9 protein-coding genes and 1 pseudogene are annotated in these 13455 nt (G+C 54.6%); 4 read left to right on the forward strand and 6 right to left on the reverse strand.

The features are described 5' to 3' along the window. Positions 1 to 238: 238 nt before the first annotated feature. The 3 genes and pseudogenes from JK223_RS03985 to hrpA all read right to left on the reverse strand — a co-directional run bounded on the left by JK223_RS03985 (position 239) and on the right by hrpA (position 5513). Complete coding sequence (locus JK223_RS03985) at positions 239 to 670, reverse strand: hypothetical protein (RefSeq protein WP_212712911.1); 432 nt, start codon at positions 668 to 670, stop codon at positions 239 to 241. Beyond that, positions 667 to 1369, reverse strand: a pseudogene (locus JK223_RS03990) (hypothetical protein). Before JK223_RS03990 ends, JK223_RS03985 begins: the two are co-directional and overlap by 4 nt. A gap of 241 nt (positions 1370 to 1610) precedes the next feature. Then, the gene (hrpA, locus tag JK223_RS03995) at positions 1611 to 5513 is read right to left on the reverse strand and encodes an ATP-dependent RNA helicase HrpA (protein ID WP_212712912.1); all 3903 of its coding nucleotides are present in this window, start codon (positions 5511 to 5513) and stop codon (positions 1611 to 1613) included. 265 nt (positions 5514 to 5778) lie between these two features. Between hrpA and azoR the strand changes: the two genes are divergently transcribed. Further along, complete coding sequence (gene azoR / locus JK223_RS04000) at positions 5779 to 6378, forward strand: FMN-dependent NADH-azoreductase (RefSeq protein ID WP_212712913.1); 600 nt, start codon at positions 5779 to 5781, stop codon at positions 6376 to 6378. Positions 6379 to 6936: 558 nt separating this feature from the next. Here the strand turns inward: azoR and JK223_RS04005 are convergent. Both JK223_RS04005 and JK223_RS04010 read right to left on the reverse strand, forming a co-directional pair. Next, positions 6937 to 7119, reverse strand: coding sequence for a YnbE family lipoprotein (locus tag JK223_RS04005; protein ID WP_212712914.1), 183 nt, complete (start codon positions 7117 to 7119; stop codon positions 6937 to 6939). After that, the gene (locus tag JK223_RS04010) at positions 7106 to 9727 is read right to left on the reverse strand and encodes a YdbH family protein (RefSeq protein ID WP_212712915.1); all 2622 of its coding nucleotides are present in this window, start codon (positions 9725 to 9727) and stop codon (positions 7106 to 7108) included. The genes JK223_RS04005 and JK223_RS04010 overlap by 14 nt, the downstream gene beginning before the upstream one ends. Positions 9728 to 9909: 182 nt before the next feature. On the opposite strand from JK223_RS04010, the gene JK223_RS04015 reads away from it, so the two are divergent. Then, positions 9910 to 10908, forward strand: a complete 999-nt coding sequence (locus tag JK223_RS04015) for a 2-hydroxyacid dehydrogenase (RefSeq protein ID WP_212712916.1) — start codon at positions 9910 to 9912, stop codon at positions 10906 to 10908. A 55-nt stretch (positions 10909 to 10963) separates the two neighbouring features. Here JK223_RS04015 and JK223_RS04020 read toward each other — a convergent pair whose 3' ends face one another. Then, on the reverse strand, positions 10964 to 11236 hold the full coding sequence (locus JK223_RS04020) for a DUF333 domain-containing protein (protein ID WP_212712917.1): 273 nt from the start codon (positions 11234 to 11236) through the stop codon (positions 10964 to 10966). Positions 11237 to 11735: 499 nt separating this feature from the next. Here JK223_RS04020 and JK223_RS04025 point away from each other — a divergent pair, with 499 nt between their 5' ends. Both JK223_RS04025 and JK223_RS04030 read left to right on the forward strand, forming a co-directional pair. Next, positions 11736 to 12296: a flavodoxin family protein gene (locus JK223_RS04025; protein ID WP_212712918.1), complete on the forward strand. Its 561-nt coding sequence runs from the start codon at positions 11736 to 11738 to the stop codon at positions 12294 to 12296. Between the two features lie 917 nt (positions 12297 to 13213). Further along, the gene (locus JK223_RS04030; protein WP_212712919.1) at positions 13214 to 13435 is read left to right on the forward strand and encodes a hypothetical protein; all 222 of its coding nucleotides are present in this window, start codon (positions 13214 to 13216) and stop codon (positions 13433 to 13435) included. The last annotated feature ends 20 nt before the right edge of the window (positions 13436 to 13455 follow it).

Raw genomic sequence — 13455 nt, forward strand, 5'->3', positions numbered from 1 at the left:
TCAGGCGGGTGCAGTGTTAAAACTGTTGCGCGTCATCGACGCGTGAACCTGAGTTTTAAACGGGGTTTGAGGTCCAATCGTGTAAAAAACCACGTTAAGAAAATTTTAGAGTGAGTCGCTCTTAAACCCGGCAAACGAACCACCGTTGGTAGCGGTGTTTTTTTGTTTACAGGGCAAAAGATTACGCGTACAAAAAAAGATCTCAGTAAGATCCTTTCTATCCCAGAGATATATCAATTTAATCAGCATGCTCACGTCGATAAATTTCAACACTCACCAAATCTAATTCAGACAAGCGGTAAAACGACACAACATCTTTACTCCGTGGAGATCGCCAACATTCAGCTTCTGTTTGACATTGTTTTTGCTGTTTATAGCCTTCGGCTATCAGGTATTCACAAATTTTACTGGTATCGGTCGTGCCATTGAACTGAATGCCATAGACAAAAGCTTGTGGTCCACTGATATTGCTATAACTGAACTCGTAATTGTCAGAGATACGAGGCATTCTTTTCAATAAATCAGGCGTGTAATACTCGTACTCCCGGGTATCCATCCGGGTATAATGGGCGCTACTGGCAAACCCCATCTGTATATGCGGCCATACGACAGCCAGTGCAAAAACACTAATGACAGCAACACTGAGCAGAATAATTATATTTCGTCTCATAACCTCATCCTGTTGTTACCAGAGCCTAAGACCAAAAAAGTCTTATCGTGCTGAGGCAGAATGACGTTTCCAGACAGAAAATCGTTATAGGGGACGACCGTTCGCATAAAAGGCGGCAGCATCCCTTTACGAGGGCGGGAATACGGGAATTTTTCAGGATCGGGGAACAGTAGCGGCTGAAATGTTTCATTCTTCCAGCTGCCGATTTTGCCGTAGTAGTCCCGGCGTTTTAGGGCTTCATCCTTGCTAACAGGCAGGAGCTGAGGAAAAGGATTCTGAATCGATACTACCCGATAAAAGCCCGGCAAAGCGGAGACCAAATCCTCACCGCTGAAACCGCTGTCCGTCACTAAATTATGGGGAAACGATCCCTGAAACGCTTCAAATTTGCGGGCCATCGTCATCATCATCGCCAGGGCAATGCTCTTCTGTTCCCAGTGAGGTCTGCCGCGCCGTATCCGCCAGGTCATCACTTTTCCTGACCGAAGTTGCCCCTTAGACCAGTCATTCCCTGTGCATACCTGACATCATAAAATTCCTTCCCTGATGATTCACCTTGAGCTATTAATCTCAAAAGCTCCCGGATATCCGGGCCCTGAGCATGCCCCAAATCCACCCATCCCAAAACTTCCGTATAAACAATACCTCTTTTCCATAAGGTGCCTGAGCACCATCAATAATTTCTGATCGCTTACTCATCCTGAGTATCCCGTCCCGTATTAATGACGGTGACCTAATTTACCATAACACCTATTTATCTCTCCGCAGCAAGTATACACAAAACCCCCGGGCAAAGTTGGATCATTAAAACCATTATGTGGGTGGTTTTTAACATATAAAACAGGATGTTATCTAATTATCGTGGTTTTTTACACGACTAGCCCTCAAATCCCGTAAATACCGCAGGGAAGCGGTAAAGGTTACCGCTGCCCTCTGGCCTTCAGAGTTCTTTCTGTTCCATCGCCTGCTGTATGCGTTTTTCCGAAACCGGATACGGGGTACCCAGCTGCTGGGCAAATAGACTGACTCTGAGTTCTTCCAGCATCCAGCGTATCGCCATCACATCTTCATCGTCACGGTGTTTCGGCGGCAGCTTAGCGCGCCATTGCTCCCAGCTCTGTCCGATGTTCTGAACCTTCAGCATCCGCGCCCGGTCACTGTGCGGGTCGACCGGCAACTTGTCCAGCCGCCGCTCGATGGCCTGCAGATAGCGTAGCGTATCCGCCAGCCGCTGCCAGCCATTGCCGGTTACGAAGCCACGGTAGATCAGCCCACTCATCTGCGCTTTGATATCAGACAGTGCCAGCGCCTGGCTCATATCCACCTTGCCTTTCAGCCGCTTATTGATCCTGAACACCGCGGTCAGTATCTGTTCAACCTGAATCGCGATGGCTACCACGGTCTCATTCAGTCCGGCACGGATGATCTCTTTCAGACGGAAAAAGTCCTGCTCAGTCCAGGCCGGGCCACCATGTTCAGCCATCAGCTTATCGATACCGCAGGAGATGCAGTCATCGATCAGTTCCGGCACTTTCCCATAGGGATTAAAATAGAGTCCCAGCTTCGATTTATTCGGTAACTTCTCATGCAGGTATTTGACCGGTGACGGAATATTCAGCCACAACAGACGACGCTGACCCCGCCACATGCTTTTCTGCTGTTCAGCCTGGCTGTCAAACAGCCGTATCGCCACACTGTCTTTTTCATCCACCAGCGCCGGCCAGGCCTGTAACTGATAAGTTCCCCGCTTTTGCTGATAGCTTTGCGGCAGGTCGCCGAAGCTCCACACATGCAGTCCCTGCTGTTCCACCCCGTCATCAGCCACGTCCGAGAGCGTTTCCTGCACTTTCTCCTTCAGCGAGGCCTTCAGGGCGGTCAGATCTTTTCCTTCCGCCAGTTTCTTATTGTGTTCATCCACAATACGGAACGTGATTTTCAGATGATCGGGCACCGCATCCCATTGCCAGTCTTCGCGGCTGACCGTGACCCCGGTCATTCGTCTGAACTCGCGTTCCAGTGCATCTGTCAGCGGTTGTCCGCTGTCGGTGACCCGCTGCAGGAACGCATCCGCATAATTCGGCGCAGGGACAAAGTTACGGCGTAACGGCTTGGCCAGCGATTTGATTAATGCGATCACCAGCTCACGACGAATGCCCGGGATCTGCCACTCAAAGCCGCGGTCACTGACCTGATTCAGTAACGGTAAAGGAACATACACCGTGACCCCGTCGGCATCTGCCCCGGGTTCAAACTGGTAACTGAGACGCAGTTTCAGGTTATCCTGATGCCAGAAATTCGGGTAATCCAGCTGACTGACCTGGCCTGCTCCTTCCCTGATCAGCATCTGCTTATCAAAGCTGAGCAGCTCCGGCTGCTCGCGGCCGGCCTGCTTCCACCACTGATCAAAATGGCGTGCCGAAACAACATCATGACCGATACGCTGATCATAGAAGGCGAACAGGGTCTCATCATCGACCAGAATGTCCCGGCGACGTGATTTATGCTCCAGATCTTCCACTTCATTCAGCAACTTGCGGTTATTACGTAAAAACGCATGCCGGCTCTGCCAGTCGCCTTCCACCAGCGCATGCCGGATAAAGAGTTCACGCGAGACCTGCGGGTCTATCTTACCGTAATTGACTTTACGTCCGGCAATCACCGGCAGTCCGTAGAGCGTGACTTTTTCCGTTGCCATCACCGCACCCTGAGACTTCTCCCAGTGCGGTTCACTGTAATGATATTTCAGCAGATGTTTTGCCAGCGGTTCGATCCATTCCGGATCAATTTTCGCCGCAACCCGCCCCCAGAGCCGGCTGGTTTCCACCAGTTCGGCGACGATCACCCACTTCGGCGGCTTTTTAAATAAACCGGAGCCCGGGAACAGGGAGAACCGCGCATTGCGGGCGCCGGTGAATTCCTGTTTTTCCACATCTTTCTGGCCGATATGGGAAAGTAACCCGCACAGCAGTGCACTGTGAACTTCCCGGTACGGCGCCGGTTCACTGTTAACCGGCAGGCGCAACTCTTTCACTACCTGCCGTAACTGGGTATAGATATCCTGCCATTCACGTACCCGCAGATAATTCAGATAGTCGGTTTTACACTGACGGCGGAACTGATTGCCGGAGAGCTGTTGCTGCTGTTCCTGCAGATAATTCCACAGGTTAACCCAGGCCAGGAAGTCGGATTCTTTATCCGCAAAGCGCCGGTGTTTTTCATCCGATGCCTGCTGCCTGTCAGACGGCCGTTCCCGCGGGTCCTGGATGGATAAGGCGGCAGTGATAATCATCACTTCACGAACACAGCCAAACTGTTGTGCGGCAAGCACCATGCGGGCCAGCCGTGGATCGACCGGCAACCGGGCCAGGTCCCGGCCCAGATCCGTCAGTTTCACCTTTCCGCCCTCAGCCGGCAGGATCCCGCCCAGCTCTTCCAGTAAACGAACGCCATCCTGGATATGACGCTTATCCGGGGCTTCCACAAAAGGAAACGCCGAAATATCCCCCAGGCCGAGCGCGGTCATCTGCAGAATGACCGATGCCAGATTGGTACGCAGGATTTCCGGGTCCGTAAACTCCGGACGATTCAGAAAATCGTCTTCGGAATAGAGCCGGATACAGATCCCCTCCGAGACCCTGCCACAACGGCCTTTTCGCTGATTGGCAGAGGCCTGAGATATCGGTTCAATCGGCAGGCGCTGTACTTTCGTGCGGTAGCTGTAGCGGCTGATCCTGGCCGTGCCGGGGTCGATCACGTATTTAATGCCGGGCACCGTGAGTGAGGTTTCTGCAACGTTAGTCGCCAGCACAATACGGCGCCCGCTGTGCGACTGGAACACACGGTTCTGTTCGGTATTGGACAAGCGGGCATACAGCGGCAGCACTTCCGTATGACGTAATTCTCTGCGGTTAAGGGCATCGGCTGTATCGCGGATTTCCCGTTCACCGCTCATAAAAATCAGGATATCCCCGGCAGGTTCGCGCATCAGTTCGTCGACCGCGTCAAACACAGCCTGTAACTGATCGCGATCACCGTCACTGCTATCTTCACTGACCGGCCGGTAACGGACTTCTACCGGATAGGTACGCCCGGAAACTTCAATTACCGGTGCATGATGAAAGTGACGTGAGAAGCGCTGCGGATCGATGGTCGCCGAGGTGATGATCACTTTCAGGTCCGGCCTGCGGGGCAGTAACTCACGGAGATAGCCGAGCAGGAAGTCAATATTCAAGCTGCGTTCATGGGCTTCGTCGATGATCAGGGTGTCATATTGCATCAGCAGACGGTCCTGCTGGATCTCTGCCAGCAGTATCCCGTCGGTCATCAGTTTGATCCGGCTGTTGTCACTGACCTGGTCATTAAACCTGACTTTATAACCGACCACATCGCCCAGCGGACTTTTCATCTCTTCAGCAATACGGGCAGCGACCGTTCGCGCCGCCAGACGGCGTGGCTGGGTATGACCAATCAGGCCACGGTTACCCCGGCCGAGCGCCAGACAGATTTTCGGGATCTGGGTGGTTTTACCGGAGCCGGTTTCACCGGCAATGATCACCACCTGATGCTGACTGATCGCCGCAGCGATGTCCTGTTGCTTCTGGCTGACCGGCAGGTTATCCGGGAATTCGATGATCTTCGGGGCAGATGCCTGCCGCAGGGCCAGGCGCGTTTCCGCTTCAGCAATATCCTGTTCAATCTTACTGGTTATTTCAGCACGCGCTTGCGGGTTCTTCACCTTTTCCGCACCGGTCAGACGACGCCTGATTTTCTGACGGTCCCGCAGCATAAGCGGTTCCGTTCTGCTGAACAGCGATGAAAGCGGTGAGAAATCCTGAGATGACATAATAATGTGTTACCTTGATTTTATATGACAATTTGACCGGCACTCTGCATCAGCGGGCAGGAAATGTCCGTCTGTCTGCGATTGCGCCTGATTGTAACATACTCACTGACGGGCTGTTATTGCCGGACAGGTTTTCGCAACAACTGACTCATTCAATTTTTTCGAATATAGCCCTCGAAATTATCAACTTTTATCTGCCGGTTTATCCCCGTACAGTGAGGTCACGTCGCGGAAGATTCCGCCCTAAATGACAGGAAAAACAACCATGAGCAAAGTACTCATTCTGAAATCCAGTATTCTGGCCGGCTATTCACAGTCAGGGCAGTTAGCCGACTTTTATGCCGAACAAGCTACCGCCAAAGGTGACACTGTCACTGTTCGTGACCTGGCAGCACAGCCGGTGCCGGTACTGGATGGCGAACTGGTCGGTGCCCTGCGCCCGTCAGACTCCCCGCTGAACCCACGTCAGCAGGAAGCCCTGGCACTGTCTGATGAACTGATCGCCGAATTACAGGCCCATGATGTGATTGTCATTGCCGCGCCGATGTATAACTTTAATATCCCGACCCAGCTGAAAACCTATTTCGACCTCATCGCCCGCGCCGGTGTGACCTTCCGTTATACGGAAAACGGCCCGGAAGGACTGGTGACCGGTAAGCGTGCGGTGATCATTTCCAGCCGCGGTGGTGTGCATAAAGATACACCGGCTGATCTGCTGACCCCTTACCTGAAATTATTCCTTGGCTTTATCGGCATCACGGATGTGAATTTTGTGTTTGCTGAAGGCTATGGGTATGGCCCGGAAGTGGGCGCCAAAGCCACGACCGATGCGAAAGCGGCTATCGAGTCGGTTATCGCTGCCTGATGTTCTGCTGCCGGTCTCTGCAGGCCGGCAACCTCTTGCTGGCGTCCTGCATCTGTGGGTTGTCTGGCACAGCGCTGCAATAGCCTCAGGGCTGACAGCCCTCCCGCACCCGCTGACTCTTACAACATCCGCATAGCACCTTCCCCGCAACCGGTGACGGATACGGGGAGTTCTGCCACAGGAAATCTGCCTTCCTTACCTCCTGCATCTGCTCCTTGCCAGCTGAAATATTCAGCAAGCCTCAGGGCTGACAGCCCTCCCGCCCCCGCTGACTCTTTTAACACTCCGCATAGCGCCTTCCCGGCAACCGGTAACGGATACGGGTCGCTCTGCCACAGGAAATCTGTCTTTGTCTGCGCATCTCTGTATCTGCGTTTATCAGTCGCTGAATTCATTCCACCGGACGGATGCTCTCTGCGCAGTCAGGCGGCAGGTAGCAGGCCTACGGATAAAGAAGGATTCATCGTTCCGTTTGCGCGCCCGGGGCTGATCACCTCTGCCGGCGTTATTATGAGCGGGTCGCAGCGATCTTCCGGCCTGAGCCGGAATGACGGGCAGCTATTGGGGTTTTTTCAACAGAGTATTAATGTCTTTATCTGCTTTAACCGTAATCTGATGATCAATTTTGACATTCATATTGATCGTAATCGGTTCTTTTGGCGCTGCGACCTCAATGCGCGGTGTACACCCGCTCAGGATCAGGCCTGACATCAGGCAGATAAGCAGGTTACCGCTTTTCATTGTTGTTTCCCTCCGCTCGCGGATATTTCAGTTGCTGCGATAACAGCGACTCCAGATTACTGCCGAAATTCAGACTCTCCCAGAGCCTGAAAATATTTTCCTGGTGAGTATAATTCAGATTCACCCGCTGATCATGGTTACTGAAACGGCTGGTGCCCTGAACGGTCGATTTCATCATAAGTTCACCGTCACTGCTCAACTGTAACGTCGCCTGCGCGCGACCAATCTCCATATACCGTAACCAGTCAATGGCCACACCGGCCGCCATATTATTACTGGTAATAGAGTCAATCATATCTTTATCCACCCGCAGGGTCAGCGGCCCGTCGTTACTGACCCAACCGTCACGGATGATAAAATGCGGATCACTGACCCATAACGGCAGCTCACCACTGACCAGCCCCGACATCGCTATCTTGCCGGGGTGTAATGCGGTAATTAAGCGGCTCAGGTTAATTTTATCGGCTTTCAGCAGTGCGGCCTGCCGCTGCGGAAGCCGCAACTCCGCCAGGCTCAGTCTGCCGCCCGAGACTGACAGACTGACATCGGATAACCGCAACGGTTTTTTCTGGCTCCAGGGATAGAACCCCTGCAGACTGGCGGTGACCCCGGACAGACCGATTTGATTGACAATGCGGTCGATGGTCAGACGGACAGGCTGGCGATAACCTAACTGCCAGCGCTGTTGCTGATAACGGAACGGTAAAGAGAAGGCGGCTCCCTGAATCTGATTGTCCGGCATCCAGGCGCTGCCGTCGGTGATCACCCAGTGACCGCCCGCCCGGAAACCACTGGCCGCCGAGGCAGAAAACGCCACCTGCGCCCGCATGTTCCCGCCGGTAATTTTCATTTTCATGTCCGGAGGCAGTAACGGTTCGACCACAGACAGTGGCTGAGTCGCCCACCAGGCCTCACCCCGTAAACGCTCGCCATCCCAGCGGCCACGCAGGGCCAGCGGTCCCAGCTTTCCGGCACTCAGGCGGGCCTGGTAGAGGAAATCCCGGGGAGAGGTGCCGGAAACCGAAAACGGCAGATGCAGTGCCGGCAGCCTGCCGCCATAACTGAAAAGTGTGTTGCCGGCCGTTAAGGCGAATGCCGCTGTCAGTTTCGGGGCGTCGGCCTGCCGGGCCCAGACCAGTGGCGAGGTCAGTCTCAGACGCGGAGAGACGACCCGCACTCCGCCGTAGCGGAGCTGATTAAAACCGGTCGACAATGTTTTCAGGGTGATCTGCTGGCCCTGCCAGTCACCGGTACCCTGCAGATCCCAGGCGGCCTTCAGCGGGAACAGATCTCCGCTACCCCAGTAACGCCACTGCCATTGCCCCTGGTCCGGCCAGAAATCCCGCGCCTGACCGGCCAGTTGCAAACGATAACGTCCGGAGTTCCGGTTGTGTACCTGCAATATGGCCTGTAATGGCCCGTTGATCCCTGCAACAGACAAGCGGACGCCGGCCAGCGGCCAGCGGGCTTCATCCACCTGGAAGGTATTCAGCAACTGACCGCGCATTCTGAGCAACGACCCGCTCAGAAAGCGGATTTCCGGTCCGGTCAGCGGCCCGGTGAGCTGCGCCGGCAGTCCGGCAAAAAACTGCAGGTCCGGGCTGTTCGCCGTACCGGTAAGACGTAATGGCAGTGCGCTGTCGGTCAGACTGAGTTTGCCCGGCCCCACGCTGAGTACCACGTTCCCTTTACCGCCGTGTCCGGAGGTTAACGCATTAAGCCGTCCGGAAATGACGCTCTTCTCGGGGCCTTCCCGCCAGTGAGTAACCTGCAGCGCAATCCCCCCCTGCAGTGGCTGGGAGGCAAAAGGCCACTGCCATTTCCCTTGTTGAATTTCAAGCTGTTGCGGCGTGGCGGTCCAGGGTAACTGCAACAAGGGTGCCGTACTCTCCGGGGTCAGGACGGTCAGCATCCCCTGCTGCTGTTGCCAGTGCAGATTAAAGGTTAGCGGCCTACCGGTCAGAGACAGTTGTCCGTGCAACCGGCCCTGTTCAGGCCATTGCCCGATCTCTGGCGCCAGCCCGACGCTGCCCTGCAGCGTGAGCGGTGGCGCGCCGCCCGGCGGTGTGAATTGCAGCCGCTCAAGGTTCAGTGTCCGTCCATCGAGCACTGCGCTCAGCTGAATATCACGGCTGTTAAAGGTCAGTGACTGCCGCTGATGCTGGTTCGTCAGTGACATACTTCCTGCATACTGACCCCGGGGCAGAATTTCAAGCTTATCGGCTTGCCAGTGACCGGCCGGCAGCAGTGCCTGCCATTCTGCCAGTGTTTTCTCCGGCGTAGTGGAGGATGAGGAAGGGATCGTCGCCAGACAGTCGGTATCAAGCCGTACATCGGAGGCATGCCATTGCCACAGGTGATCGCGATACCCCACAGAAAGACCGCTTACCGAGAGCGCCTGACAGTTCCCCGCCTGTAACGCGATGCCGGGCAGACTGAGTCTTCCGGCGTGCGGACGGATGTGACCGCTGAGCGACAACCGCGTTCCTTCCGGCAACCAGTGTTGTACCAGGGGTGGCAGCCAGACATCGATGGCAGACACTGCCAGACCGGTGATCAGCAGCCCCGGCACGATGATCGCCAGTGCTACCCGCCGCTTGTCTGTCATAGATAATTCACCGTATTCTCCCGGTACCCTCAGCGAGGAAACTCAGTAATGATTCCGTTTTCGTCATGCTCCGGCCTATACTAAAATCAGCGTGTTACACGTATGCGATCTATAGTATGTAAGATTATAACAAAACGCTAATAACACCGGCATTCCCTGCAAAGTTACTCCGGAGAACCGTCATGAATATCGCCGTCTATAGTACGAAACACTATGATCAGCTCTCTTTAGAAAAAGCCAATCAGGCCTTCGGTTTTTCATTCACTTTCTATGATTTCAAACTCGACCTGCACACCGCCAAAACTGCACAAGGTTTTGACGCCGTCTGTCTCTTTGTCAATGACCTCTGTTCTGCAGAGGTCATTGAAGAACTGGCCGCCGGCGGGGTACGTTTTATCGCCCTGCGGTGTGCCGGGTTCGATAATGTGGACCTGGCGGCCGCAGATCAACGGGGGATTCAGGTGGTCCGGGTCCCGGCGTACTCCCCGGAAGCGGTTGCAGAGCACTCGGTCGGGCTGATGCTGGCCCTTAACCGCCATATTCACCGCGCCTGGCTGCGTACCCGGGATGCTAACTTTTCGCTGGAGGGGCTGACCGGCTTTACGATGCAGGGGAAAACCGCCGGTGTCGTCGGAACAGGGAAGATTGGTCTGGCGGCACTGCGTATTCTGAAAGGCTTCGGGATGCGTTTACTGGCATTTGATCCTTATCCGTCCGATGAGGCTCTGGCGCTGGGCGCAGAATATACCGACTTTACCACCCTGTTACGGGAGTCCGATATCATCTCCCTGTATTGCCCGATGACACCGCAAAACCATCACCTGCTGAATGCGGCAGCGTTCAGCAAAATGAAAGACGGAGTGATGATCATCAATACCAGCCGCGGCGGACTGATTGATTCACAGGCCGCCGTGGAAGCGCTGAAACAACAAAAAATCGGCGCGCTGGGGATGGACGTGTATGAAAATGAGCGGGATCTTTTCTTCGAAGACAACTCGAATGATGTTATCCAGGACGATATCTTCCGCAGACTCTCCTCCTGCCATAATGTCCTGTTTACCGGGCATCAGGCCTTCCTGACCAATGAAGCGCTGGCCACGATTGCCGAAACCACCCTGAGTAATCTGCAGGAACTGTCTCTCGGTCAGACCTGTACTCACCGGGTCTGTGCCGGACAATAAACCTGTCCGCGGTGGCAGAGAAAAAAGGTCCCCTGCCGGTCAGGGGGCCGTGTGGTTAACGGGCGCAGTTACCATTGATCAGCGCCACTTCGCTGCAACGTTTGCCATTGCTTAACTCACACATGCCGATCCGGCTACCGTCAAGCTGCCGTGAATAGGCCAGAATACCGCCTGCACCGGCGCAGTCAGACTCTGCCAGAGAAGACATCACCACGGGCTGGATGTGCGCAGCCGTTGCCTGCTGCGGGGGTTCATTATCATCGTTATGGCTACTGCAGGCAGAGAGTAAAACGGTGGCACTCACCAGCATTAGGGCGGCTATTTTCATTAATCAGGCTCCGGGCATATGACTGTGGGTTGTCCAGAATATGCCAGCGACGGCGGCGGGTCGATATCTGTTACTTTTTTTTACCAAATAATTCCCGGCTAAGTGGCAACCTCGCTATCCGCCCCCGCAAAAACACGAGGCTGACGGGGGGGGGGGACGGCAAGGTTCCAGCACCGGGGGGTTCCGCTGGCCGTCCCCCCTCCTGTCGCCTGATCGTCAGGGCATTTTATGACCTTCCCTCCCGCAATACTCCGCAGTAGCCTCCGGCACAATGCCCCGCCGTCATCGTGTAAGTTCCGGCCCCTCCCGCAGACTGCGATCCACCGAATGCCGGGCGCAGGCAGTAACGCATCCTGCCGTTGTCAGCCCTGCAGAGGGTGCAAATTACCGGAATGTGCTGATGACAGGGGAATTTTTTGTATATCCACCAGAGGCGCATTAGGATAATCGGGACAGCAATAACCTTTAACCGGCAAACAATATAATTTCTGAGGTATTTATGACTAATATTGCGATCATTTATCACAGCGGCTACGGACATACCGAAGAAATCGCCAAATCGGTGGAGTCCGGGGCGGCCTCTGTCGCCGGGGTAACCACCCGACTGATTCCGGCTGGCGATGTCGGGTCGTACTGGCAGTACCTTGAAGACGAAGCCGATGCGATCATCTTCGGCTCCCCTACCTATATGGGTAGCGCCTCTGCCCCGTTCAAAGCCTTTATGGATGCCAGCTCAAAATACTGGGGAAAATGGCGCGATAAACTGGCCGCGGGATTTACCTGCTCCGCGTCCCACAGTGGTGACAAACTGGCAACGCTGCAGCAACTGAGTATTTTTGCTGCGCAGCATCAGATGATCTGGGTCAGCCTGGGACTGATGCCCGGCAATAACAATTCGAAAGGTTCTGAAGATGATCTGAACCGCCTCGGCTCTTTTTTAGGCGTGATGGCGCAGGCAGATGCCGATAAAGGTATTGAAGGGATTACTCAGTCAGATAAAGAAACTGCAAAAATTTTAGGTGAGCGGGTAGCCCAGGCCTCACTGCGGTGGAATAAATAGCGGAAAGCTGGCGGTTCCCCCGGGGCAGTTTCTCTACGGGCAGGATACCGCCTGACACCACTGCGCTCCGGCACTTTTCAGCCCCGTAATACAGAGTGACATAAGCCTTGTCACGGGGCTGTTATCCGGGCCGCCTGCTTCTTCGATTGATCCCCGCGATGTACATGGCCTTCATAGCCTCCCCGCGAATATCCCCCCTGAGACGACTAAACCGACCGGAATTGACGGGCTGGTTACCACGCAGGATCCCGTCGCGCGGCACGCTGATGTTTCTGACGCCATCCGCTGAAACACCGATTCGCTGATCGGTCGTCAGGAGAATACGGCCAGCGGAATGTAGCGCTTTCTGCGTTTCACACCGGGAGTAAACCGTTAACATGCCTGATGAAAGCAAACATAGCTGATCCAACGCACGGGTAATTTGTTATCGCCGGTTTAGAAACGACCCACCGGTAATTTAAGCTATTGCGGGAAGCGTCCTGTCGTCGCTACATCGGGAGTAAACCGTTAACACGCCTGATGAAAGCGAACATAGCTGATCCAACGCACGGGTAATTTTGTTATCGCCGGTTTAGAAACGATCCACCGGTAATTTAAGCTATTGCGGGAAGCGTCCTGCCGCCGCTGATGCCGGGGGTCCGTCGGACTGAAACCCGGCCCCTCCCGGCCCCTGTCCCGGGATCTGGCCGGAGGAAGAAACACCCTGAAACATTTATTTCGTTAACCTTACAGTCAGCGATGTGTATATATTTATCCGGACAGCCCGAACGTTAAGGGTGTTTAAATTACCGGCGTGTACGGTCCCTGAATATCAGGTCACCACCACGACTGCCGGACAGAAAAACTGCCGCAGATATCAGCCAGACGCGGCGGATCGTGGCTCGCCGTGTTTTCTTCAGGAATAAGGAATCGTCGTAATGGATGGTCATTTTTTACTAAAAGGTGTTGCTGTTATAGCCGCGGTGGCTTCGTTCTATCCGGACCTGAAGCTCCGCAGAAATAAGGAGAGTGCCTGCCCGGCTATCGCAGTGGCAGATGCGAAAGAACGTCAGGAATGGCGTTACTTCAGACGTGGGATCAGAGCTCTCAGCGTGCTGACAGGACTCTGGCTGCTCGGAACCGCCCTCAGCCTGTTCTGAAACGGCCATTTGTCCGCCCT

It is taken from the genome of Tatumella sp. JGM118 (genome assembly GCF_018257515.1).
GTDB lineage: Bacteria > Pseudomonadota > Gammaproteobacteria > Enterobacterales > Enterobacteriaceae > Tatumella > Tatumella terrea.